The organism is Shewanella goraebulensis (genome assembly GCF_030252245.1).
GTDB classification, from domain to species: Bacteria; Pseudomonadota; Gammaproteobacteria; order Enterobacterales; family Shewanellaceae; genus Shewanella; species Shewanella goraebulensis.
Genome location: NZ_CP126972.1, coordinates 4,504,784 through 4,530,606, shown reverse-complemented (window position 1 = coordinate 4,530,606; position 25,823 = coordinate 4,504,784). Strand labels below are relative to the sequence as shown.

General features: G+C 43.1%; 23 protein-coding genes. All 23 read right to left on the bottom strand.

Annotated elements, in window-relative coordinates:
- Window positions 1-70: 70 nt before the first annotated feature.
- Window positions 71-655, bottom strand: a complete 585-nt coding sequence (locus QPX86_RS19010; RefSeq protein ID WP_259651302.1) for a DUF3261 domain-containing protein — start codon at window positions 653-655, stop codon at window positions 71-73.
- Window positions 655-2,013 carry an NAD(P)/FAD-dependent oxidoreductase gene (locus QPX86_RS19005; RefSeq protein ID WP_285163587.1) on the bottom strand — a complete coding sequence of 453 codons (1,359 nt, stop codon included), beginning with the start codon at window positions 2,011-2,013 and terminating at the stop codon, window positions 655-657. Before QPX86_RS19005 ends, QPX86_RS19010 begins: the two co-directional genes overlap by 1 nt.
- The gene (locus QPX86_RS19000; RefSeq protein ID WP_285163585.1) at window positions 2,003-4,486 is read right to left on the bottom strand and encodes an MMPL family transporter; all 2,484 of its coding nucleotides are present in this window, start codon (window positions 4,484-4,486) and stop codon (window positions 2,003-2,005) included. The genes QPX86_RS19005 and QPX86_RS19000 overlap by 11 nt, the downstream gene beginning before the upstream one ends.
- A complete protein-coding gene (locus QPX86_RS18995; protein ID WP_285163584.1) occupies window positions 4,486-5,316 on the bottom strand; it encodes an outer membrane lipoprotein carrier protein LolA in 831 nt (276 codons plus the stop codon). The genes QPX86_RS19000 and QPX86_RS18995 overlap by 1 nt, the downstream gene beginning before the upstream one ends.
- Complete coding sequence (locus QPX86_RS18990; protein ID WP_220753677.1) at window positions 5,313-5,819, bottom strand: acyl-CoA thioesterase; 507 nt, start codon at window positions 5,817-5,819, stop codon at window positions 5,313-5,315. The genes QPX86_RS18995 and QPX86_RS18990 overlap by 4 nt, the downstream gene beginning before the upstream one ends.
- 1 nt (window position 5,820) lies before the next feature.
- Entirely contained in the window at window positions 5,821-7,386 is a 1,566-nt protein-coding gene (locus QPX86_RS18985; protein ID WP_285163582.1) for an HAL/PAL/TAL family ammonia-lyase, read from the bottom strand.
- Window positions 7,387-7,390: 4 nt separating this feature from the next.
- Entirely contained in the window at window positions 7,391-9,151 is a 1,761-nt protein-coding gene (locus QPX86_RS18980; protein WP_285163581.1) for a glycosyltransferase family 2 protein, read from the bottom strand.
- Window positions 9,148-9,522, bottom strand: coding sequence for an ApeI family dehydratase (locus QPX86_RS18975; RefSeq protein WP_285165205.1), 375 nt, complete (start codon window positions 9,520-9,522; stop codon window positions 9,148-9,150). The genes QPX86_RS18980 and QPX86_RS18975 overlap by 4 nt, the downstream gene beginning before the upstream one ends.
- Window positions 9,515-10,882, bottom strand: coding sequence for an AMP-binding protein (locus QPX86_RS18970; RefSeq protein ID WP_285163579.1), 1,368 nt, complete (start codon window positions 10,880-10,882; stop codon window positions 9,515-9,517). Before QPX86_RS18970 ends, QPX86_RS18975 begins: the two co-directional genes overlap by 8 nt.
- Window positions 10,875-11,426, bottom strand: a complete 552-nt coding sequence (locus QPX86_RS18965) for a COG4648 family protein (protein WP_220753673.1) — start codon at window positions 11,424-11,426, stop codon at window positions 10,875-10,877. Before QPX86_RS18965 ends, QPX86_RS18970 begins: the two co-directional genes overlap by 8 nt.
- On the bottom strand, window positions 11,426-11,674 hold the full coding sequence (locus QPX86_RS18960) for an acyl carrier protein (RefSeq protein ID WP_220753672.1): 249 nt from the start codon (window positions 11,672-11,674) through the stop codon (window positions 11,426-11,428). Before QPX86_RS18960 ends, QPX86_RS18965 begins: the two co-directional genes overlap by 1 nt.
- 8 nt (window positions 11,675-11,682) lie before the next feature.
- The gene (locus tag QPX86_RS18955) at window positions 11,683-11,937 is read right to left on the bottom strand and encodes a phosphopantetheine-binding protein (protein ID WP_153912387.1); all 255 of its coding nucleotides are present in this window, start codon (window positions 11,935-11,937) and stop codon (window positions 11,683-11,685) included.
- Window positions 11,938-11,965: 28 nt separating this feature from the next.
- Entirely contained in the window at window positions 11,966-12,811 is an 846-nt protein-coding gene (locus QPX86_RS18950) for a lysophospholipid acyltransferase family protein (RefSeq protein WP_285163576.1), read from the bottom strand.
- A gap of 3 nt (window positions 12,812-12,814) precedes the next feature.
- Entirely contained in the window at window positions 12,815-13,567 is a 753-nt protein-coding gene (locus QPX86_RS18945) for a beta-ketoacyl synthase chain length factor (protein ID WP_220753670.1), read from the bottom strand.
- A gap of 249 nt (window positions 13,568-13,816) precedes the next feature.
- Window positions 13,817-14,680 (bottom strand): DUF3014 domain-containing protein, encoded by an 864-nt coding sequence (locus QPX86_RS18940; RefSeq protein ID WP_220753669.1) that lies wholly within the window; start codon window positions 14,678-14,680, stop codon window positions 13,817-13,819.
- Between the two features lie 132 nt (window positions 14,681-14,812).
- Window positions 14,813-16,888 (bottom strand): ATP-dependent DNA helicase RecG, encoded by a 2,076-nt coding sequence (gene recG, locus QPX86_RS18935; RefSeq protein WP_285163573.1) that lies wholly within the window; start codon window positions 16,886-16,888, stop codon window positions 14,813-14,815.
- A gap of 222 nt (window positions 16,889-17,110) precedes the next feature.
- Window positions 17,111-17,734 carry a response regulator transcription factor gene (locus QPX86_RS18930; RefSeq protein WP_220753667.1) on the bottom strand — a complete coding sequence of 208 codons (624 nt, stop codon included), beginning with the start codon at window positions 17,732-17,734 and terminating at the stop codon, window positions 17,111-17,113.
- The gene (locus tag QPX86_RS18925) at window positions 17,734-18,918 is read right to left on the bottom strand and encodes a sensor histidine kinase (protein WP_285163572.1); all 1,185 of its coding nucleotides are present in this window, start codon (window positions 18,916-18,918) and stop codon (window positions 17,734-17,736) included. Before QPX86_RS18925 ends, QPX86_RS18930 begins: the two co-directional genes overlap by 1 nt.
- Before the next feature lie 123 nt (window positions 18,919-19,041).
- Window positions 19,042-19,728, bottom strand: a complete 687-nt coding sequence (locus QPX86_RS18920) for a tetratricopeptide repeat protein (protein ID WP_220753666.1) — start codon at window positions 19,726-19,728, stop codon at window positions 19,042-19,044.
- Between the two features lie 292 nt (window positions 19,729-20,020).
- Window positions 20,021-20,947 (bottom strand): calcium/sodium antiporter, encoded by a 927-nt coding sequence (locus QPX86_RS18915; RefSeq protein ID WP_220753665.1) that lies wholly within the window; start codon window positions 20,945-20,947, stop codon window positions 20,021-20,023.
- Window positions 20,948-21,149: 202 nt separating this feature from the next.
- A complete protein-coding gene (locus QPX86_RS18910; protein WP_285163571.1) occupies window positions 21,150-22,805 on the bottom strand; it encodes an AMP-binding protein in 1,656 nt (551 codons plus the stop codon).
- Window positions 22,806-23,202: 397 nt separating this feature from the next.
- On the bottom strand, window positions 23,203-23,586 hold the full coding sequence (locus QPX86_RS18905; RefSeq protein WP_220753663.1) for a RidA family protein: 384 nt from the start codon (window positions 23,584-23,586) through the stop codon (window positions 23,203-23,205).
- A 112-nt stretch (window positions 23,587-23,698) separates the two neighbouring features.
- On the bottom strand, window positions 23,699-25,813 hold the full coding sequence (gene spoT, locus QPX86_RS18900) for a bifunctional GTP diphosphokinase/guanosine-3',5'-bis pyrophosphate 3'-pyrophosphohydrolase (protein WP_220753662.1): 2,115 nt from the start codon (window positions 25,811-25,813) through the stop codon (window positions 23,699-23,701).
- Window positions 25,814-25,823: the final 10 nt, after the last annotated feature.

The window sequence follows — 25,823 nt, the reverse complement described above, 5'->3', positions numbered from 1 at the left end:
TTATTGGTACTTATCTTAATGATGATGGTTTACATCAGTTTAGTTATAGGCTTTTATTAACGCTATCGAGTTAAAGCAATGGCGAAATCGATAAGGTGATATTCGCTGCAGGAAAATGCAATGTCACCTCAGAAATCCATGGATTCTTATTTGAGTAATCAATGGTAATTGCAGGCTCGTTATTGACGAACAAAGCGCTACAACGCTGCTGGTCACAATCTATATCGCGCATTTCACCTTGGCTAAAGTATGGGTTAACTTGCTCATGAGGCCAATATATCAACTGCATGATTGCCATTAAATACTCAGCTTTAAAATCCTCACCCATTAATACATTTTGCTGACTAATAACTTCATCGCCATCAAAGGTGACAGTGAATAAAGCTTGGCCAATAGGCGCAAGACCGACCATGGTCATTTTTGTTGTCGTCAGTTCAAGTTGAGTCAGTAATTCATGATGTTTCTCGCCATGGATGAAACTGATTTTTTGACTTAAAAATTGTTCGTCACTGGCCTGTGTTTGCAACATAGGTGCGAGGCAATAATTGACTTCAGGCGTCAGTTTAACGCAGGTTTGGCGCAGTAATTGTTGACTACAACCTGAAACTAACAAGGCTATAATCACAATCGAAAATTGAATGAATCGATGCATCATTAACTCGCTTTAGTGTGGTCGCGACATAAGTCGACAATCATATTCAGTCGACGCTCTGAATCTTTCACAAATGGGTTATTAGTATCCCAAGCATAACCCGCCAAGATAGAACAAATCATTTGTTTTATGATTGGGTTTGGATCTTCGTAAAAAATCACATCCTGAAAACGGCCATCGTACCAAGCTTGAACATAAGTTCGGAAGGTATTAACCCCTTGCATTAATGGCTGGGCGTAATCTTGTTGCCAGTCTACTTCTTCACCATCAAGCTGTTTGATTAAGGCCTCAACGGCCATTGCGGCAGATTGCATGGCGATGGTCACCCCTGATGAGAAAACAGGGTCTAAAAACTCACCAGCATTGCCGAGCAGAGCAAATTGCGATGTGGCTAAGGTTGATACGTTGGCAGAATAGCCCTTTAAAGTTGCACAAGGCTGTAAAACTGTCGCGTTGGCAAGTAACGCCTTTAGGCCCGGTTCCTCATTGATTAACTGCCAAAGTTGTTGCTCTAGTTCGTCTTTGTTGTCGTCTTTAATTTCACCTTTGGCTCCACGTTCAACCCCAGAGCGATAATGTTCAATTAAATGTGGCTCAGCCACTACGCCCACCGAGCAGCGACCATCACTGAAAGGAATTAACCAATACCAAATATCTTTTTGAGTTGGATGAACGCTAATTAAGATCTTTTCACGATCAAAATTAGGATCAGTAATATTGTCTTTGATATGGGTAAATATGGCGCTACGAGCTGGTAAGTCAGATGGCTTTTCTAAATCTAATAATCTCGGTAACACTCGGCCAAAACCGCTGGCATCAAGGACATATTTCGCGGTAATTTGATATGGATTTTTTTGCTCATCTGTGACACTTAGCTTAGGTGATGATGACAGGCTATCTCCCAAATCGATATCGTTAACGCTATGCCCGTAACGGATCTCTACGCCTTGGGATACTGCAGTGTCTGCTAACAATTTATCAAATTGACCACGCTGAACTTGAAAAGTGGTACCTGGGCCTTGGGTGAATTTCTCAGTAAAGTTAAATGTGGTGTATGTGCCATCATGGCGAAAAGCTGCGCCATTTTTAAACTGAAATCCAGCCTGCTTAACTGCGTCTAACATGCCCGCTTGTTCAATAAACTGCATGCAATAAGGCAGTAAACTTTCACCAATTGAGAAACGAGGGAAATGTTGTTTTTCAATCACCAAAACTTGCTTGCCTTGCTGATGTAATAAGCTTGCGGCAATGGCTCCAGAAGGCCCAGCACCTATGATAACCACATCAGCATCAATATTATTACCACTGATAGCTTTATCTTGTATTGCATCCTTGCTTAAACTTACTGGGTTACTTTCCATTATGTGCTACTTCTCTAGTTGTTTTTTCAACATGCATGCTTATGAGTGGTGCGAGTAAAAATGTAAATCCGATACCAAATAATAACGTGAGGCCAAAGTAATGAATGGCGTTTGTTTGACTTAAAGCGAGTAAGCCAAAAGCCAACAGCGTTGAGCAGGCTGACATTAATACTGCCATCATTACTCCGCTTGCAGAAGCCGTAGAGTTTGATTTAACGGAGGCGAAAAACAAACTGTAATCAATACCAATTCCCAAAACGAGGATAAGCGCTAATGCGTGGAATAAACTCAGTGGTGAGCCTACTAAACCAAGGCAAGCTAGAGTCAGTAGGATTGAGCTCGCTGGAATCATTACAATACGAACAGCAAGTTTAACCCCAAATTTGAAGCTAAAGATGCCAATGGCAATCACGCAGACCAAGACTAATAGCTGCAGAGTGAGTTGTTTGAACTTAGCCATTAATGCTGATATCTCACCGACCTTATCAACCACTTGCATTGATAATTTACTTTGAGTGACCCGAAGGTTAAGTGCCGCTAAATCATTAATTCCGCCTAATAAAATGATACTGCCAAATTGTGTTGACTGGGCCCCAGCTCCGATATCAGTTCCGGTATCAGCTCCAACATCAGGGCTTAACCAAAGCCCCGCTAAGTCTTTACCAGCAATATCAAGAACCGCATCGGGCGTTATAAAATCATTTTTACTTTGAGCAAGACTATTTAGTAAGTCAGGCTTGATGGACTCATCTAAACCAAGGGTATCAATAATTTCATCTAAATGCTGATGATATAACTGCTGGTAAGCGAGGTAATTATCTTGTTGTATTTGCTTGCTAGGTAAATAGCGACTCAAGCTAACAAAACTACTGATTTCTTTCGCATTAACTGCTGTTGATAACACTTTTGCGGCGAGTGTTAACTCAGTTAATAGGCTTTGCTCGGTGGCAGCGCTGACGAGGATAAATTGATTATCTGTGCCGCCGCTTAATACCTGTCTTAACTTATTTTCTTCGGTGATAATATTCGCTGGGCTTTGCTGAAGATTCCGAATATCGTCATTACTGGTGAGCTTGCTAAAGCCTACAGTTAAAAAGGCTACCGTTGCTAACGCTAGTAATGCCATTTTTAGGGGTTTATTCGTAGATTGCTGAGCCGTGACGTTATGCGTAAGCTTTGTTAGCCAAAGCAAATATTTTTCTGACCACACAAGCAGGTAAGGTGAAGTGGGCAGATTATGATTAGCCAGTAATGGATAAGCAAATACCAAAGTCAGATACGCGCCTATAAGGCCTGCAGCGCAGAATATAGCGACCTGCTGCATGCCCGGAAACGGTGTAAAGCCAATTGCAATAAACGCGATTGCACTGGTTAACAAAGCTAATGTCATCGCAGGTAAAATCTGTTGAATAACATCAGTTGCGCTTGAGATTTTAAGCCGCAGTTTTTCGCAGTAAAAATGAAAGCTGTAGTCGATGGCAACGCCAATCAAGCTAGTGCCAAATACTAATGTGAGAAGGTGTAACTCGCCAAAAATGGCCAATGTAGCTACGGTGGCAAACAAAAAACCACAGGATAAGGTCAACATCGCTAACGACAGCGGCATGATACTTCTAAAGCCAAGCCAGACTAATAGCATCACCCCTAATAACGATAAGCTGCCGATAGTAGACACTTCGAATTTGGCGGTTTGCGTTGCCGCCTGAGCATGGAAGAGGGTGCCCGCCTTTATCACTTCAATATCAGGGTATTGAAGGGTTAACTCGGAAAAGGCATCGTTTAACCTAGCGATCTGTTGTTGCTGGCCATCAGGGTTAAATGCACTTTTGACCCCTTTAGCAATGATGATCGCGACGGTTTTGTTGCCTGATTGACCCAATAGAATATCTTGCTCGCTGGTTAACCGCTTAGATGGTGCCAGTGCCATGATGTTGTTAGGAAATAGCATTAATGGGTCTTGAGTTAACAGTGCGCTACTGGCGTATCCAAAACTGCTATATAACTGCTGCTGTGCCGCCTGTAATAACTGTCGCCACTGGTTCGAGGCTTCATCGTCACTTAGCTGTTTTTGTTGTTCATCAGTTAGCAACATAAAACGCTTATCAAAGTAATATTGACTCAACGCCTGCATCTGTTTGCTTTCACCACTTTGAATGTCAGTAAAGACATCTGGTGATTGCTGTAATTGTTCAATAAACTGAGTTGCCGCGCTAATCGCTTGCTGCTTATTCTCTACAGCTAAGCCAATATAAACTTGATCGGCAAGGCGAAACTCAACTTTGTCTAACGCCTTTTGAGTCAATGGCGCTTCGCTGAGTGTTGGCAGCATGGCCAATATGTTACTTTGTATTTTTGCGCCTGATTGCCATAAGCTGGCACCATAAACACAGACCGATATAACCAGTAAACACCAGATAATAAAACGAGAATAGGCTTGTTTGGGTGAGTTAAACCAACTAACCAATTTGGCCATTAGTTGGTTTCGCTATCAGAGTTGTTAGAACGAGTTACTTGTTCTTTAGATTCTGACTCTTTAGTTGCTGAGAGCTCAAAACTTTGAATATCAGCAGGAGTAAGCTTTTGAACCACATTGAAAAAATTAATGATGGTTCTATCGCCAGTATCAGTAACTATTGATGTTTTGTTTGGGAGTGTAGATAGCATAGTGAGGCGGTTGATTTGCTGCTTAGTGTCAACAGCGCCTCCTTCTAGTACCATTGCGCCAATGGCTTTTTGAATTAATGGGTCTTTTGCCACTAAACCTAATTGCCAATTTATTATCTGCGCCGAGTCACTGCTAGTCGCTATATTCTCGGGCATAAATAATTCAAAGTCTTGGGCTAAAGCGTCAAGATCACCTGTTAACAGTGCCTGCATCAATTGTGGTAATTGCTCAGCCATTGCAGAGCTGGTTTGATTTGCTTGGCTGTGGGTAATATTGCCAAAACTATCTTGTTGTATCAGGGTATTTTGCTTTAACACTAAAGCGCTGGCAAATGGCGTTGTTTGCTTCCATAACAAGCCAATGTCTTGGCTGAAGATAAATTCCCCAGTACTTTTTAGCGGTCTTTTAAGCGCTGCGAGGTAACGGGTTTGTTGGAACTCACCTTTAGCTTGCGAACCAAGTTGCAGTTGCTGCGCCAATAGGCTGAGCTGTTGATTATTAACTTGTACGGTGCTGTTTGAGTTAGCGCTAGTGCTAAATAAGCTGGCTAATTGATCATTGGTTAATTCAGCCTGCTCAGCTTTTGCTGTGCCTAAGCATAAAGTGAAGCTGAGTAACGCAGTTAGCAGCAGTCTCATTGATTACCAAGCTCATGGTTAAGTTCATGTTTAAGAGGAGCACCTTTAGCAAGTTCAGCTGCTAGCTCTTGTTTTAGTTCACCCTCTTCAAGTAATGGCAAGATTTTTTGTCTAAATACTGGTGGGGTGACAAAACAAAGCTCTTCTGTTTCTATCTCAACAGCCGCTTGAATGGTATAGCCTTTAGTTATTCGCTGGCCTGTTTCGGCATCTCGAATTTGGTAATTAATCTTAAGGCGATTTTCCCACTCAACAATAGCTGCATGCACGATCAAGTGTTGATCAAAGGTGCTGCTTTTTACATATTTAAGTTGCGTGTCCACAATGGGCCAAGCGTAGCCAGAATGCATCATTTGGCGGTAGTTATAGCCCAGTTCATCGAGCAATTTACAGCGCGCGACTTCAAAGTAACGTAAGTAGTTACCGTGCCAAGTGATGCCCATAGAATCCACATCATGAAAAGGCACTACCATAGTAAGTTCAGTGCTGAAAATAGCTTTCATATCAGCAAACCTCCCACTGACCCAATTGAATCTTCTCGACCGTTTGACGTAAAACGGCTTCTAGTGGGCGATCTTCGGTCAGTAGTTCAAAGTCTTCGCTAACTTGGGTAACGGTTTTAGCTAATGAAGGAGTTAACGAATCCTGAGCTAACTCGCTTTGAGCAATACGTAAATGAATACCTTGAGTCATGGCAAGTAAGGCAGCAGCAGCAACTTGTTCAGTAAGTTGTAATACTCGCATGCAATCTCGAGCTGCAATGGTGCCCATGCTGACTTTATCTTGGTTATGGCACTCCGTTGAGCGAGAAAACACACTGGCAGGCATGGTGTTTTTTAACGCTTCAGCAGTCCACGCTGATACACCAATTTGCACCGCTTTAAAGCCGTGGTTAATGGCTTGGCGTGCGCCAACTGAGGCCGATAAGTTAGCAGGTAAACCATTATTAAATTTAGGGTCCATCACTAACGCCATTTGACGATCAATTAAGTCTGCTAAGTTGGCAACGGTGTTTTTCATAGAGTCCATTACAAAGGCGATATGACCACCGTAGAAATGGCCGCCATGAAGGATGTGTTCACCTTCACCATCTACAATTGGGTTGTCATTGGCGCTGTTTAATTCGGTTTCAATGAATTGGCGCATGAATGGCAATGCATCTTGCAATACACCGATGATATGAGGTGCGCAGCGAATTGAGTATCGGTCTTGTAATCGGTCAGAGTTTCTTGGATGAGTGTGATGATTTAAATCTTCACGGATCCAAGTGGCAATTTGGTTTTGACCAGGATGGGGTTTAGCATCAAATAAGATGTCATCAAAATGGTTTGAATTACCTTTAAGAGTGAGCGACGCCATTGCGGTAATACGACTCGACAATCGAGCAAGGTATTGGGCGCGATCGTAAGCTAAACAGGCTAAAGCGGTCATGACTGCCGTGCCATTCATTAACGCTAAACCTTCTTTGGGGCGCAATGTTAATGGCACAATATTAAGCTCAGCATACACTTCTTTTGTTGGGCGGCGTTTGCCTTGATAAATCACATCTCGCTCACCAATCAATACTGCAGCTAAGTATGATAGTGGGGTTAAATCACCGCTGGCACCCACTGAACCTTCTTCTGGGATTACTGGGGTTATATCAAGATTTAACAGCAACTCAATACGTTGTAATAACTCGTAGGTAACGCCAGACTTACCCACAGCTAGTGAGTTTAATCGACAAGCCATAATGGCTCTAGATTGCATTGGCGAGAAAATATCACCTAAGCCACAACCGTGAAATCGAGATAAATGCAGTGGTAACTCGTGGACCAAATCGAGCCCAACAGTGACAGTACAGGAATCACCGTAACCAGTGGTTACGCCATATACCACACCTTCTTCACTGAGTAGGCTATCGATGAAGCGTGCGCCTTTTTGAATGTACTCTTGGTATTGGGCTGTTTCATTTAACTTCACAGGTGCGCCTTTTGCCACGCTCACTACTTGCTCAAGGCTAATAGATCGTTGACCAAAGTTTACCGTTGCCAAGGTCGATGCTGATGAAGGTGAAGTAGATTGGCTCATGGTATTACTGTTCCTGCTTAGTGTTAGGTTGGTTTTGCTGTGATTGACAAGTCTCGTTTTGAGGCTCATTCAGAGGCTTCGTTGATTCAGATTTTGCTCTTTGTGAGTGCTCGTCACGACGCCAAAAATCATAAAAGTTAAACCACTGTAGCGGTTGGCTGGTAGCAAAGTGTTCTAGGCGGCGGCTATATTCAGTCGCGGCTTGAGCTAAACGTTCTGTGCGGCCTTTGCGAGAGCCTTTTAAACTATTTGATAAGTGCTCTACATGAACACGATAGCGACCTTGTTCTTGTAAACAGAACATGGTGTATACCGGGCAATCTAGCAAGCCTGCAAGGATAAACGGACCTTGAGGAAATGCCGCTTGCTGATTGATAAAATCATTGTAAAAAACCCGCCCAGCAGTATCTGATGAGGTGCGATCTGCAGCAATAACGACAAGTTCCCCTGCAGCAATTTTGTCTTGCAGTAGCATTGCAGTGCTTGGTCCAAGCTCATTGACTTGAATAAGGTTTAAACCGCTGTTTGGGTTTAATTGCTTTAGCACATTATTAAAGTTAGCCGCATGGCTGGTGAGCACCATGACATTGACTTTAACTTGCTGCTGGTGGATTGAAATTGCGCGGCAAAGTTCGAGGTTGCCTAAATGAGACACTAACAATACAGCGCCTTGGCCTGATGCCACTTGGTCAGCTAAAACGTGTCTATCTGGAAAATCGACTTGAGCCAGCTTAATCCTGTCGCACCAAGCATCAATTCTATCTAAAGCGGCATTACCAAAAGCAAAAAAGTGCTTAAGACTGTCGCGCCAAGTGATAGGGTCAGATAGTTGCTCATGCTCAGGATGCTTGAGTTTGACGCGGCGTAAAAAGTCCATCGAGGCATTTCTTGCGGTAACGCCAGTAAGGAAAAAATAGCAAATCACCGGGTACATGATGGCTCTACATAACCAATGACCGCCTAAGCGATAGCTATCGGCGATGAGTTTAATGCCCCAATAACTGCCACGTTCACCCATGGCTGACCAATGTTTATTGGCGTTTTTTTTTGACAATATTTGCGGTAAACGCTTTAACATGCCGAAAAATAACCCGGTGTGCATTGCTGAGATGCGAATGTTATCTTTTACGCCCTGAAAGTGACTAATACCGTCTTCTGGATAAATCACTTTGGTAGGAATATGAGTGACTGGTACACCTTGCCAATGGAGTTTCACCATAATTTCAATATCGAAATCCATGCGCTCGCCTAACGCTTGCTCACGAAATAGCTGCTCAGTTGCGGCTAAAGGGTAAATTCTAAAACCACACATTGAATCCTGAATATCAAAACTTAAGGTTTCAACCCACACCCAAAAGTGGGTGATATAACGGCCGTATAAACGACCTTTAGGTACCGACTCATCATATTGTGGTTTACCTGAAATCAGCGCAAGCGGCTCGGCTTCACTGGCTTCTATCATGGTCGGTATATCGTCTAAGCAGTGCTGACCATCCGCATCGACTTGTAATGCATGAGTAAAACCATCGGCAAATGCTGCACGCAGACCTGTGGTTACCGCTGCGCCTTTACCGCGGTTAAATGGGTGAGTTAACAGTGTAACCCAGTCATATTTATCCGCTAAGGATTGTAATAAATGACGAGTTTCGTCATTACTGCCGTCATTAATCAAATAACAAGGAAGGCCAAATGGCTCCAAAGCGACTAAGGTGTCTGCAATGGCTTGTTGATGATTGTAGTTGGGAATAATAAGAGCCAGCTTCATGATTGGCTTTCCTTATTTTGAGTCGGCGCTAATGCAATCCGCCCGGAAGCGTAACGCTTATCGCCATCACGATAACTGAACGTCAGCTTTGATTTAGCAGAGTTATGACTAATCAATAATTCTACTTGGCTGTTTGGTAACATAAGCTGTTGAAACTTAAGTACTTCAAGGCTAGCAATTTCTGGCTTATATCCAAAAGCCTGACAACCTAGTTGAATAGCCCAATCAAGTTGAGTGACTCCAGGTAATACGGCTTGCTCTTCAAAGTGGCCTTTAAAATAGTCGAGCTCTGCTGCGACAAATATTTGCCAACAGATCCCATCGTCAGTGGTTTGCTGACTGATTATTTGGGGTAAAGCTGATTTAATCATCATTGAATACTGTTAATAAATCCGTTTGTACTCGCTTACCTTGTGCATTGACCGGTAAGGTTTCTGGGTAGCGCCAACGACGAGGTAATGTCACTCGCTCGAACTCGCTAAGTAAATGTTTTTTAAGATGGTTGTTTACGCTTAACTTACCTGACTCATCAAGTTGAGTCAGGCCTTCATCGGTCAATGTTATTGCTGCGCCAAGCATCATTCTTGGCTCTGTTAATTGAACTACTGCCGCTTCATTAACAAATGGGTGGGTGCATAACAGACTTTCCATTTGTGCCAATGATAAGCGTTTTTCTTCCACTTTAACGATGCGATCTAGTCGATGCAGCAGACTAAAACGACCGTCGGCTGCAAGCTCAATTTTGTCATCACATTTAAGCCACTCAGCATTTGAGGTTAAGTAAGGTGACTTGATCATCAAGGCGCCATCTACAGGATCTGCCGCGATATCGATTTGACTGAATGGCAGCCAAGTTCTGTTGGGGGACATTTGGCGGCGATACGCAATACCGCCAGTTTCAGTGCTACCAAAGACTTCAATAGGGAATTGTCCGTAACAAGTATGAATATGTTGCGATGCTTCGTAGCTTAATGGACCGCCAGAACTAAAGATAAGACTTGGCGCGAGTTGTTGCTGCTCAAATTCTAGTGCTTCAGGTAAGCGCGATAATTGTGCGGGACTGCTGACTAAGCATAAGTTTGGCATCAAGGCGATGTAGTAGCTTAAGGTTTCAGGATACTCAATTAAGTCGCTTAAAAATGGGCGACTTGCAGCTAATGGCCATAAAATCTTAAATAATAAGCCGTAAATATGCTGATGAGAAACCGTTGAAACAACGCTACATTGGGGTAACCTTGATGCAAATGTGCTTTCAAGTACGCTGACTTCGGCATCCAGTTGTTCAATAGACTTTTCAACGGCCTTAGGATCACCGCTGCTGCCTGATGTGAACAGTACTAAGTCGCCAATTTGCGATGATTGTGGCCAAGGCTTATTGGCTAAGCCCATTTCTTTTTTTAATAAAATAAAGTGCTTAACTTCAGACAAAGGCTGATCGGCAATAATGCCATCGTAAGCATGGTTTAATTCATTTAATGTGCCGCCTTGGGTGTTAGACGGTAATACCACTTGTTTGCCTGCAAGTAGCGCAGCACAAATGCCAGCGGCAAATAAATCACTGGTCTCGGCTGCCAATAACCAACGTTTAATAGGACTGGCATTAAGTTGCTCGAATAAATGGGCAACATGAGCAGTAAACAGAGAGCCTGTCACGATGTCATGATGATTGAAACTAATCAGTTGTTGCGTTTTAGGGCCTGTATTGAGCCAATTTATCAGCAAGTTATTCATGTTTTTTCAACCAAAAGTTGCGGTATATCCATTCTCCACCGAGCAATAAACCCATGAAGATATAGGCAATTAATCCATTATAAAGTGTCCACAATTCCAAAGTGGCAAATTCTGCAGTGTAAAACGCAGCTGAGCCATTAATGATAAATAATCCGCACCAAAGTCGGGTGACATTATTTAAATATGGAATTGCTGAGTCTGGTAAATCAGGCTCTTTTAATTTGGCCAAGCGCTCTATCATGCTTGGGCCATTTTTTAGCGAGTAACTAAACAAGCCAAGCATGGTTAAGTTAATCACCACTGGGTAATACAGCAGCCAATCATTACGTTTGGCAATAAAACTAGCAGCGGTTAAACCAATACCCACCAATATAGGCAGTGCCATGGTTTTTAACTGCTGTTTATTTAGCACTAACCGAGCGATTAATATTCCACAAAGTAATAGTGCTATGGTGCCAGGTGGAAGGTACTGCAGGCCAAAGTACACTGCTAACGGGTAACAGATAATGACGATGGCGGTGACGATTTGCAGTAGCAGCACCATTAATCTTTCATTAGGCCTTCGATGGCATTAACAACATCTTCAACCGTACGCACGGTTTTAAACTGCTCAGGCTGAATTTTTTTGCCGGTCATTTGCTGTAGCTTAATGACTAAATCTACCGCATCGATGCTATCTAAATCTAGCGACTCATAAAGTGAAGCATCTAGACTGATATCATCAGCGTCGATTTCAAATTCATCGACTAGAATTTGCGTTAGCATCTCAAGGATTTGATCACGATTTTGCATGATGACTCCTACGAACGCTGAGATTCAATAAAGCTGGCTAAGCTAGCCACACTGAAAAAGTGTGCTTTAGTGGCATCTGAGTTTGCTTCGATTTTAATGTCGAATTGTTTTTTTATTGCCAAGCCTAATTCAAGCGCATCAATCGAGTCTAACCCCAGACCTTCACCAAAAAGTGGTGCATCGGTTTCAATATCATCAATACTGACATCTTCTAAGTCGAGACAGTCGATAATGAGTTGTTTAATTTCGTTATGTAGATTCATATTAATATTCTAATTTATCTGATTGTAATTATTTGTTGTTCGTTTTAGGTAACGGCGGTAGAGCGGTTATCTGTTGCGAATAAAGCTGCTCTAACTCTCTGGTTAGTACACGGGCCATTTTTGCGTCACTACTTTGACTTGTATCATACCTCAGGTGGTCAAAAGCTGCGCCGATTTCTACTGACATATTTACAGTTTGCCTTGGTGGTTCGTACCAAGGTTGCTGCTTTGTCAATCCTGCCACATCCACATGCAGCATCACTGGCACAATATCAGTGCGAGTGCGAATGGCTATGTTAGCTGCGCCGCGGGCAAAAGGATTAATCTTAGTACCAACGATTGTACGTGTGCCTTCAGGGAAAATGATCAAGTTTGTATGGCTATCTAGCACTTGTTGGCAGTCACTTAGCAGTAAATCTGCGCCACGATTAGGGATATAACCCGCCGATGACAATACCCCGCGCATAAAGGGATTGCGCCAAAGTGCTTGTTTTACAATACATCCAGCATTGGGTATCAAGCTAATTAATACCACCACATCAATTAGAGTGGGGTGGTTAGCTATCACAATCACCCCCTTGGCATGACTTAATGCTTGGGTATGTTGGCTATGTACTTTTATTAAACCTGTGAAGGTTAGCATCCACACAAAGCCTTTAAACATGATGTGAACGGCTTTTTGCACTCTAGCGATACGCTGCTGTTTCGTGCCAGGCCAAAAACGTAATACTGGCAATACAGTGAGTGAGCTTAACAACCCACCTAGACCAAATACCACGTAACACATAACTCCGCCTATCCAGCGTGGGATATAGGCCATGCCTGTTAAATAAGGAAATGGCTTGGGACGGATTAGGTTATCGTTTGGGCTCATTGATTAGAGCCGTGCGCCAAGTTCAGATGGCATTGATAGCTGCCAATGCCAATGACATAAATGGCCTGATAGTGCCTTTTGACAAGTAATTGCGTTAATTAATTCTGCAAAACTTAGTGCTTTGCTTGTCGCGTTATCGCTGGCTGTTTGGCTTAAGGTCAACTGCGCAATAGCTGGCTGGTTATCATTATTGGCTGGCGCTAAATACAAGCCTAATGCTAACGGTAGTTCAAATTCTTGAGTGTATTGGTTATAAACAGGCGGCACAGGGTCATCGCCAAACACCAGTAATACAGGCGCAGGGTTTTCTGCGAGTTGCGCATAAGCTTCAATGAATGCTTGAGATAAAGTCTCTTCACCCGCGGCAATAGAAGTTGATGGCGCGGTATTGCCACTGACAATGCCGTAAATGCCGCTGGCAGTATTGTGCACCGACTGACTAAAGGCGAGTGGGGATAGCGCTTCTTTAGCGACAATATCTTTTAATAAACCAAGCGTGCGGGTGAGTTCGCCATGTCTTGAGGCAAACACACTGCGGCAATCGTTCGCGGGCTGACAATCATGGGCAGCAGTGAGCATCATTTTAGTCAAGCGGCTAAAACGGCGGCGCTGCATCGCTGGAACGTGAGCTAATGCAGGGGAAGTTTTATTGTCTGATGACGATGTTGCGCTGGGATCCCACTGGCGCCAACTTTCTTTATCTTGAAAATCGACAGACCATGCGCCCCACGACAGAATATCAAATACTAATTGCACTACATTGCCTCTGATATGGCTCAGTGATCCCTCGCTGAGCTAAGTTTTCGTGCTTTGATAGTTAGAAACGTTATTAACTAGCCGTTCTAAAGTAGCTATGAGATTGTACCGTAATATTAGCAATTTAATGAAGTTTTTTACTACAAGCAAAAATAAAAAATAGCGACACGAATGTCACTATTTTTAAACGATTCAAACCTTAAGCTTACACCTCAATAGAGATAAAAATTAAGCAATTACGTTAAAGGCTTATTTCAGTTGCTGTTGTAGCTTTCTCACTGCGCCTTTAATCTTACGGGTGTTTTCAGGGCCCATTCTGACCATGAATTTTTGCACATTAGGTAAGGCTTCAAGTTTAGTGTCGACGAACTGGTAATTCACACTGATTGAAGAGAGCTCAATCGGATCTTCAATGATTGGCGCTGCTAAGATCATTTTGAAGGCATCTTGCATTCTGTCTTCAAAGCTCATGTCACCGTAACCTAGTTCATCAAATGCTTGATTGAACAGTGGTGATAACTCTTTAAAGGTGGCAACTAATTGTTCGTCATTCATGCCAGCAATCATGTCTGCATATAAGTCATAACGATGGTAACTGTCAGGGTTTAGATAAGTTTTATCAGTAATCTCACTTACACTAAAGCTGTCTTTAGGACCTTTTAACGGGCTAGCTTTACGAATAACTTCGCCTTGAGCCATGTTATCGACAAATACCACAAACTGACGCGCGATATCCTTTTTAAGGATTATCGAATCGATTTTCATGCCATCAGCCATTTCAATGGTTTTTTGTTCAACAAAATCATCACTTTCAGTCAGTGCTGGTAATGGCTCAACGACGACTTCAGGCTCAGCAGGAATGACTTCAGATTCAATAACCTCAGGTTCTACAATCACTTCTTCAATCGGCTCTTGCTCGATTGGCTGTTCAGGTACAGGTTCAGGTAATTGAACTGGAATTGGTGCTACCACCTCAGGTTCTTTCTCTGAAGTGAAATAGAAATAACCAGCCGCCGCTAATAATACGGCTATAGTGATTCCGATGACGCCTGCATTGCTACCACTTGCTTTATCTGATTGTGGTGTCGCTCTGTCTTCTTGATTGACTTGCATTTCTATTCCTTAGCTTTAAACGTCGAAAGTGGAACTGAACACGGGATAAATAGATTAAACCTTAAGCTCAAATCTCATTCTGCAATATTCCTAAGACTTGTCTAGTGATAACAGACTTAGGTTAACAATAATTTATGCTTGTACATATTGTTGGCGATCACCCAACCAGCGGTGAATGATGCCATCAACATTATCTGGTACTTGTTGCATGACATGTACCGCTAATTTTTGGGTGTTCTCAATTAAATACTGGTCACGAACCAAGTCGGCAATTTTCATTTCTGCAAGACCGGTTTGGCGGGTACCAAGCACTTCACCTGGGCCACGAATTTCTAAATCTTTTTGTGCAATCACGAAGCCGTCGCTGCTTTCTCGTAATACCCCTAAACGTTTAGTCGCGGTTTGCGATAAAGGCGCTTTATAGAGCAGTACACAATGGCTGGCAATTGAGCCTCGGCCCACTCGGCCACGTAGCTGATGCAATTGCGCCAAGCCTAAGCGTTCAGGATTTTCGATAATCATTAAACTGGCATTTGGTACATCTACTCCAACTTCAATCACTGTGGTTGCCACTAATAAATGTAGCTCACCTGCCTTAAATTGGGCCATTATTTGCTGCTTTTCGGCGCTTTTCATCCGCCCATGTACTAAGCCAATTTTAAGTTCTGGCAGCAATCGACTGAGCTCTTCTGCTGTATCTTCAGCTGCTTGGCACTCTAGTACTTCAGACTCTTCAATTAAGGTACAGACCCAATAAATTTGTCGGTTGTCGTTCAGTGCCGCTTGTTTTACCCGCTCTATTACCTGATCTCGGCGGTTATCACTGACCGCGACGGTCGATACGGGTGTTCGCCCTGGTGGTAACTCATCAATCACGGAGGTTTCTAAGTCAGCGTAAGCTGTCATCGCAAGGGTGCGTGGTATTGGAGTGGCTGTCATGATCAATTGGTGCGGATGAAAGCCCTGGCTAACGCCTTTTTCACGTAATCCTAAACGCTGGTGAACCCCAAAACGGTGTTGCTCATCAATGATAATTAACGCCAGTTTATTAAAGCTAACTTGCTCCTGAAATATAGCGTGAGTACCAACCACCATTTGGGCACTACCGTCAGCAATATCTGCTAGAGACTGCGTTCTTGCTTTACCTTTTAACTTACCTGCAAGCCAGCCGACTTTAAGGCCCAATGGTTCAAACCAAGTGGCAAAATTTATTGCGTGCTGCTCGGCCAATAATTCAGTGGGCGCCATCATGGCAACTTGATATCCATTTTCAATCGCTTGCAGCGCGGCAAGTGCAGCAACGAGCGTTTTACCTGAACCTACATCACCTTGCACTAGGCGCATCATTGGGGTTGGCTTTTCAATATCTTGGGATATATCTGTGCCCACTCGTTGCTGAGCGCCAGTTGGCTTGAAAGGTAAGGCTTTTAAAAACGGATTAAGTAATTGGCCTGTAGCAGGCAAGATTACTGCTTTATCAAGGTTATTACGTTGGCGAAGCTTTAGCATACTCAGGTTATGGGCTAGCAATTCTTCTTGTACTAACCGCTGCTGGGCTGGATGCATGCCGAGTTCTAAATCTGCTTGTTCGATATCGTTAGGTGGACGGTGGATAAGATGAAGCGCACGGCCAATACTCATGTTATTAGGCTGCAATTCATTGGGTAATAGTTCGGTAAGGCCGCCTTGGGTTAGTTTACTCAAAGCTTGTTCTGTTAGCTTAATCCAGCTGGCTTGTTTCAAGCCTTCAGTGGATGGATAAATAGGCGTAAGCGACTCGCTCAAAGCAGGGTTTTCACCTTCTTTGATGATTTTGTATTCTGGATGAATGATCTCGAAATGGCGCTTGCCGCGCTTAATTTCACCATAGGCACGGATAATCGCGCCGTTTTGCATGCCGTTACGTTGGGCGACAGAAAAATTAAAAAAACGTAACGTCAGCATGCCACTGTCATCTGCAATGGTGCAGGTCAGCATGCGCCTACGACCGGGGACGATTTGAGTCGAAATGATTTCTGCTTCAACAGTGCCGTACATGGCAGGGTATAAACTGGCAATAGGGTAGATTTGGGTGCGGTCTTCGTAGCGCATAGGTAAATGAAACAGTACATCTTGCACTGTTTTAATACCGAGTTTTTCGAGCTTTTCGGCGACTTTTTTAGCGACGCCTTTTAAGTCGGTTATAGGAACCTGATCCAATGGTTGCAAATCCACAATGCCTTTATATTATCGTTGACGCCTTTATGTACTGTTTAGCTAAATCCGTATTTAAATAGCTAAATAGAGTTATCCAAAGAGTTATACAACTCACTATTCAGCGTTGATGGCTGCTAGGGACAATAGTACTGTAAATATATACAGATGTATGGCTTATCTTAGCAGAGTTTTAAAACAAGGCAATATTATTACCGTTTTGTCTGCTAAGCGACTCTATAACCAACCTTTTTGCTTAGCAATACGGGCAGCATCAATTCGATTTGTAGCATTTAGTTTACTGATGGCTTCTGACAGATAGTTACGCAGGGTGCCCTCGGCAATAAAAAGCTGAGCGGCAATATCGCTGGTGGATAAACCTTCGCTGGCAAGCCTTAGTGCTTTGCGCTCTTTATCATTTAGTGGGTCGATATCACCAATGGCACTGATCGCAAGTTCAGGGTCAATAACTTTTTTACCCGACATCACTTGCTTGATGGCGGACAATAAGCTTTCGGTTGGCGCATCTTTCAGTAAAAAACCTTCAACCCCAGCGCTGAGTGCTCGCTTGATATAACCTGCGCGGCCAAAGGTCGTTAGAATAATTATCTTGGTCTTTTGGTCAGATTTTGACTGAAAGTCCTGTAACCACTGGGCAAGCTCGAGCCCCGTATGTTGGGGCATTTCAATATCGCTCAGCAGTAAATCAAATGATTGCTGTTTCAGTAGCGCCATGGCTTGTGCGCCATCTTCAGCTTCAGTGACTTCTACTTGCCCAAGCTCAGCGTCGTCAGTGAGGGTTAATAATGCTGAAAGTGCACCGCGCACCATAGCTTGATCTTCAGCCAGCAAAATTCTCATTAATTCACGTCCTTGTTGGGTGTTACTTGCTCGTCATTTATCTCGCTCGTGGTTATTGGCAGTGAAATCATAAACCGATAACCATTAGTCGTTTCATAGTTGAATTCACCAGATAATAATTCCACTCGCTCTCGAATGCCTTTAAGGCCATTGCCTTCAATGATTTCTTTAGTGGCGGCATTGTCGCTAAAGTTTATAGTTAATTGTTCATTGGTAGTTTCAAACTGCCACAGACATTGTGTCGCGTTTCCATGTTTAATCGTGTTGTTGACCAATTCAGTGAGCATTAATCCTAATTGGGACGCTATTAGGCTGGGCATATTTGGCAGTGAACCACTCACTTGTACTTCAATGCTTTGCTCACGTAGTCGCTCGGTTAATTGCTGAAGTGTATCGGCCAGTCCTTTATGTTTGTAGTCAGATACAGTTTGGCGAATTTGGCTTAGACTTTCTCGGGCTATATTGGCTAGTTGGCTCAGGTGCTCTTGAGCTAAGGCTAAATTGCCAGTTTCCACAAGCTTTTCTGCCAGTTGGGCTTTAAGGGCAATAGAGGACAAGTTGTGACCCATAATGTCGTGTAAATCACGGGCTATACGTTCACGTTCCAATGCGGTAGCAAGACTGGCTATTTCATCTTTTGATTGGCGCTGCTGACGCCTAAAGCGTTCACTATTATGTTCGATGACACCAAAAACACCGACAATGAATACGATTAACATTCCGTAGAGTGGGAAGTAATAGCCTTGATAACCAACCAGGTAATCGAGCGCCCATAGCCAAGCTGATATGACAATAAAGCTTAATGCCGCAGTGCGCAGCGAATAGAAAAATCCAATAAAAAAGGCGGCAAAACTGAAAAATGAAATTGCGCCACTAGTAAATGGCGCTGCAACACTGGCGGTAAGTAGCATCAATCCAATAGGGTATATGCCTTTTGCTGATGAGCTTTTATATGCCCAAAAGTAGCTGTAAAGAAAAGGGATTAACAGCAACAAACTCACACCGACACGCAATAGATCTTCTTTCATAAACCACAGCGGGATGAAATAGAAAATCAGGTTAAATAAATATACCCATGCGGTTTTTTGTTTATATTCCCGTTCAGGGTGAATGGTATTGTTGTTAGCCATTATTTGTTGAACCTTTCCTTGCTCATTTTGACGGGTTAATCCTTGATTATTCATAACCTCTCCTTGCCAAGTTAGCATACTGTAACAGTAGCACTATTCAAGAGGCTGACTTTACCGTCAGCCAATTTCTGGGTTGGTTTCTTTACAAAACCGATAGGGATAAATCTATTCGCTAGGCTAATCTGTGCTGCTAGTTGCTGCAGGGTTAAGTAAAAAGCTTGCCCATGCGTAATTAGGGTTAATGTCGATAGCCTGTTGCCAGTCTTGCTCGGCACCTTGTTGATTACCTAACTCTTGCTGAGCAAGTCCTCGCCACGTATACGCTTCGCTGTGTCCCCAGCAAATGTCATCACAAGGATTTTGATAACGTTCAATGGCAATGGATGCATATTGCTTAGCTTTTTCAAAACCGCCACCATACTGAGTGGGAGTGTAAAAAGCGCTCATGGCTTTAACTAAGGCAATGCGTGGGTTTTCAGGTTCAAGTTGCTCTGCTTGCTCAAGTAAAACCCCAGATTTCATTCCTAGGCTTCTTCCTTTGCTAGGATCCGCTGATATTTGCATGCCGTAAACCGAGGCAAGTAACGTCATAGATTCGACGTCATCTTCACGAGTCAGAATACTTTCTAAGGTGGATTGCGCTTCATCTAATGCACGTTTTGATACACCACGTTGACCAACAATGTTGGCAGTAATGGCTGTACGGTATTGAGCGTATGCACGTTCATAGTCAACGCTTTGTTCACTCAATTGCTTTAGTTCATTGATGTTCATGGTATTGGCTGCAGCATCAATTGCGCTGATATCTGCCATGCTGCTATGGCTAACTAATGACAAGGTAACTGCAATAAATAATGTTTTCATGAGTAACTCCGTTTATTCAATGGATTGATGTGTTTGGGTACAGAGCTAGTATTCAAGATTTGGATTAATATATGCAGGCACAAACGTCATCAGTTTGATATGACAAATGTCATCAATGTAAAAGCACCGATATTAAATTATTGATTTTAAAACATTGGGTTTAGTGACCAACACACAAAAACGCCAGCATATCTTTCGATAGGCTGGCGTTAATGCTTGCGTTAAGGTGGAGCTGAATTGCTTATCTGTTAAGACTGAAGGTTGGGTTGAACTCGATATGCCATCGCCGCAATCATGCTTGCACTACCAAGTAGCCGATATAGCCTAAGTAGCTTAATACTAAAAAGCTCGCTTCACGACGGCCAATGCGCAGCCCTGTATAAGCAAAAGGCAGCAATACCATCGCAAGGGCAATCATGGTGAACCAATCTATCGAGCTGATTTCACTATCCAAAATTGGATGAATTAATGCGGTGACACCTAAAATCCCTAGGATATTAAACAGGTTTGAGCCAATCACATTACCAATGGCAATATCACTCTCACCTTTCATTGCAGCAACAATGGAGGTAACCAATTCAGGCATGCTAGTACCAATCGCGACGATGGTTAAACCTATAATCACTTCGCTAATACCAAATGATTTAGCCATAGCTACCGCGCCATCAACAAATAATATTCCGCCACCTACAAGCATTGAAATACCAATAATAATCAAGACTACTGACAACCAGTTACTTTGCGTATTAACTGCTAATCCGTCTTCATTACTTTGTTTGTCAGCGGTGATATAGCTAAAAGATAAGTAACCGACTAATAACGTGGTAAGCAACATACCATTCCAAATGCTTAAGCCACCGTCGAGAAGCAGACTCCAGAACAATACAGATGCGGCAATCATAATTGGAATATCGCGGCGAACCATTTGCGACTCAATTTTAATGGGACGGATTAATGCCGTAATACCTAAAATAAGGCCAATATTGGCAATGTTGGAGCCAATCACATTACCTAAAGCGATACCACTATTGCCTGCCATAGCCGACTTTACACTCACGGCTAACTCAGGTGCACTGGTACCAAAAGCCACAATCGTCAGACCGATAATTAACGGAGTTAGGCCTAACTTGAGTGCTATCTGACTCGCCCCCCTTACTAGGGCTTCAGCCCCTATTGTTAGGATTAAAAAACCGCCAATAATCGATAATAGAATTAACATGATCAACGCTCACAAATGGGTTAAATCGAAAAGGATGGCAAGCATAGAGACTTTTTATTTTTGCGCAATTTAAATTTGCTTGTTGATGGTTAATTTTTGTTTAGTCATCACTCCTGCTGAGACATTAACATCAAGAAAAAGCACACTCGAAAGTGTGCTTTAAACTGATATTTATTTAGTTCAACGAGCAAGTGTTGCTAAGTTAAAGCTCATCTTCCCAGACCACTTTAGCGCCGCGTACACCATCAACTTTGGCACTAAACTGCTTTTCAAGCACATGTCGCTTAATTTTTAAAGTCGGCGTTAGTGCATCATTTTCGACAGTCCATGGTTCTTTAACAACCAAAACCGCGTCTACATGTTCATGTGATTCAAGGTTAGGGTTAATGCTATCAAGCGTTGCCTTGAGCGACGAACGCACTTCTTCGCGAGGCTGAAGGGCTGAACCTTCAGATAACTGCACTAAGGCTACTGGATGCGGTAAACCTGAACCAATGACACACAATAATTCAATGTGAGAATCCTGCGCTAACTTACGCTCAATTGGCACTGGCGCTACGTACTTACCTTTTGAGGTTTTAAAATTATCTTTAACGCGGCCAGTAATTGAAATGTAGCCATCTTCATCGATTTCACACAAATCACCAGTGTGGAAAAAACCATCTTCGTCAAAACAGGCTTTAGTGGCTTCTTCTTGCTTGTAATAACCCGTCATTAAACCAGGGCTTTTCACCATTAGCTCACCGTCGTCAGTACGGCGCACTTGGCAACCTTCTACAGGGCGGCCAACGGTGCCGATTTTGCTAGCGTCGAACGGGAAGTTAATAATGGAATAAGCACAGTTTTCGGTCATGCCCCAAGCTTCAGAGATGTTCATGCCTATTCTGTTGTACCACTCTAATTGAGTCGGTGGAATTGGCGCAGAACCTGAACCCAATAAGCGACAATGCTCAAGACCCAATCCTTTTTGGATTTTACGTTTTACTAAGCTGCTAATAACTGGGATTTTAAGTAAGAAATCCAGTTTTGCTTCGCCCGCTTTATTAATAATATTGAGCTGAAACAGAGTCCATAAGCGTGGCACTGAGAAAAATACCGTCGGTCGGCAGCGCTGAACATCAGCAACAAACGAGTCGAGGCTTTCAACAAACGCCACAGAAGAACCTGAATAAAATGAAGAGCCCTGAATCGCCACGCGTTCAGTAATGTGTGCTAAAGGCAGGTATGAAATTAATCTGTCAGATGTGGTTGTTTTTAAGTCGCGAACCACGGCTTCACACGTCCAGCCATAGCTGCCAAAAGTTTGCATTGCGCCTTTTGGTTTGCCTGTTGAACCTGAGGTATAAATCAGGGTCATCATTTGTTCTGCGGTTGGCGTAGGTGCATCAACTAACGGCGTGCCTAACTCAAGGAACTTATCCCAGTGATACTGAGAAGGCATCGTTTCATAAGGCATCGAAATACGTAAAATTTCGCCGCCAACACCAGCTTCTTGATCGGCCCAGTAATCGAGTTTACCCGTAAAAATAGCTTTCGCGCCGCTATGTTCTAGTACATAACGAATCGTTTCAGCGTTAGCGGTTGGGTAAATAGGCACGCTAATATAGCCGCCATGCATTAAGGCTAAGTCAGTAATAAACCACTCAGCACAGTTTTTTGAAAGTACAGCGATTTTATCGCCAGGTTCTAGGCCTAGGTGGCGTAATGCGCCAGCTACTTGCTGTACTTTTTGTTGTACTTCACGCCATGTAAAGTCAACATAATGACCGTTTATAGGTTGGCGTAAGTATACTTCGTCGCCTTGAGTCTCAACCCAGTGCGATAACATTTCTACTGGTGTTTTCATTAGATTTTCCATCGACAATTCCGTGTTCGTTTTTGTTTTAATGTAGGACGTACATATTTCAATGTCATTAACGCAATAATCTATTGTAATCGTATTGAATATTTAATCAGTTCAGACCAGTCTAAATCCGCTATAAATTAGTTTTATGCAGCAAAAGCGAATAACAACTTCTGAATGCTCAAACTAAAAAACGCACCTTGATTAGCCCCCAATGAACGATAAGATTTTAAATACGATTGGTATCAGTATGGCTTTATAAAGATACCCGCGCAAACGATAACCTATAAAATTTAGGCAATTACGACTAATAAACTAGCAGGTTTTGCTGAAAAGTGAACTAATATCGAGTAATGACTCTAATAAAAAGGGCGCCAATAGGCGCCCTGCAGTGGAAAGTTCGGTTTGTGACCTAGATCTCCATTATTCCATCCATTTCTACTAAAGAGTCTTTTGGCAGTTGTTTTACGCCAATTGCAGCTCGTGCAGGGTAAGGTTGAGTGAAGTAACGAGACATAATTTCATTCACGGTGGCAAAGTGCGATAAGTCAGTTAGGAAGATATTAAGCTTAACGATATCAGCCATAGTGCCGCCGGCAGCTTCAGTAACAGCGGTTAAGTTTTCAAAAACTTGAACCACTTGCTCAGAGAAGTCATCGCTAACCATTTGCATGGTGCTAGGTACGAGTGGAATTTGGCCCGATAGGTAAACAGTGCTACCTACTTTTACAGCTTGAGAATATGTGCCAATTGCTTGTGGAGCTTTATCGGTTGCGATAATGATTTTTTCTGCCATGACGCCCTCTGCGAAATTAAAACCTACGAAATAAAATTAAGATGCAAGCAAACCTAAGCTGCCTCATTAAGTTAGAGTGATTCAGCTTAGGAAAGTTAGATTAGCAATCTTACTAGCGATTACGTGAGGTACGCAAGACTTCCGGTAATACGCGAATTCGGCGCATCACATTGGCGAGGTGAACACGGTCGTCGACCGAAATTCGAAGGTTGATTAAGTACACGCGGCCATCACGTTCTTCAGTGCTCAAGTTATGAATATTTGAGCCTGCTGCTGCGATGATATTGGTGATTTTAGCCAGTGCGCCTTGATGATTCACAATCTCAACACGCAGATTAGCTTGGTAAGTTTCGCCTTCAACGTTATCCCAATGAACAGGAATATACTTGTCTGGCTCGCCTTGATAACCACGGATATTGGCACAGTTTTCCATATGGACCACTAAGCCTTTGCCAGGGCTGACATGAGCAACAACCGCATCGCCTGGAATAGGGCGACAACAGTTAGCAAAGGTCACTAACATCCCTTCAGCGCCACGAATCGGCATCAAGTGCTCTTCCGTATCGTCATCTTTATTGGTGGTCGTCAGTTTTTGACCTAACAAACGCTGAGCAATAACAATACTCATGGCGTTGCCTAAACCGATATCAGCCAGCAATGAAGCTAAGTCGTCATGCTTGGTTTCTGAAATCACTTTATTGAGCTGCTCAGGATCTATGCTATCAAGCTTGGTTTCACCCAAGGCGTGGTTCAATAGGCGTTTACCTAGTGCTACAGCATCGTCACTGGTTAAGCTCTTTAATACTTGGCGTATTTTGCCACGGGCTTTACCGGTTACCACAAAGTTTAGCCACGCCGCATTCGGGCGAGCGCCTTTAGCGGTAATAATCTCAACAGTTTGACCGGAGATTAATGGCTGGCTTAACGGGTAAGCTTGACGATTTACACGTGCGCCAACACAGGTATTACCTACATCGGTATGCACTTCGTAAGCAAAATCGACTGCAGTTGAGTTAACGGGTAACTCTAAAATGCGGCCTTCAGGGGTAAACACGTAAATTTCTTCAGGGAAGAGTTCGGTTTTAACGTTTTCCACAAACTCAAACGAGCTACTAGCACTTTGCTGAAGTTCAAGTAGGCTTTGCATCCACTTATGGGCGCGAATTTGAGTGGTACTTTGTTGCGAACTACTGGTGCCGCTCTTATACATCCAATGAGCCGCAACCCCTTTGTCCGCCATCAGATCCATTTCTTCAGTACGAATTTGTACTTCAACTGGAACCGCATGAGGGCCAAATAATGAGGTATGCAATGATTGGTAACCATTGGCTTTTGGTATCGCGATATAATCTTTAAAACGGCCAGGATGTGGCTTATAAAGACCATGCATGGCACCTAATACGCGGTAACAGGTATCAATAGAGTCGACCATGACTCTGAACGCATAGATATCCATGACTTCTTGAAACTGCAGCTCTTTATTGCTCATCTTACGATAGATGGAATAAAGGTTTTTCTCACGACCTTTGACTGTGCCTTTAATGCCGGCATCTTCAAGACGAGTCGTAATAGCACCTTCAATACTGTTAATGAGTTCTTTTCTATTACCACGGGCTGCTTTAACGACTTCTTTTAGCACACGGTAACGCATTGGATAATAGGCTTGGAAACCTAAATCCTCTAACTCGCTTTTGATATTATGAATACCAAGACGGTTGGCGATCGGTGCGTAAATTTCTAAGGTTTCGCGAGCAATACGACGACGCTTGTCAGGACGTAATGCACCCAAAGTACGCATGTTATGCGTTCTGTCTGCAAGCTTGATTAAAATAACGCGGATATCCTGCGTCATTGCCATCATCATCTTGCGGAAGTTTTCTGCTTGGGCTTCTTTTTTATCGCGGAACTTAATTTTGTCGAGTTTTGACACGCCTTCAACAAGTTCAGCCACAGTTACACCAAATAACTCAGTGAGCTCTTCTTTGGTAACAGGGGTGTCTTCGATGGTGTCATGAAGCAGGGCTGCCATTAATGTCTCGTGATCAAGACGCATGTCAGCCACGATGCGGGCTACCGCAACGGGATGGGTAATATAAGGTTCGCCACTTGTGCGCATTTGCCCTTCATGGGCATCACGCGCAACAATGTACGCCTGCTTGAGTAATTCTACTTGCGCGGGTTCTAAATACCCTGACGCAGACTCCTTAAGACCTTCAAACAGATACAAGTGGCGCTAC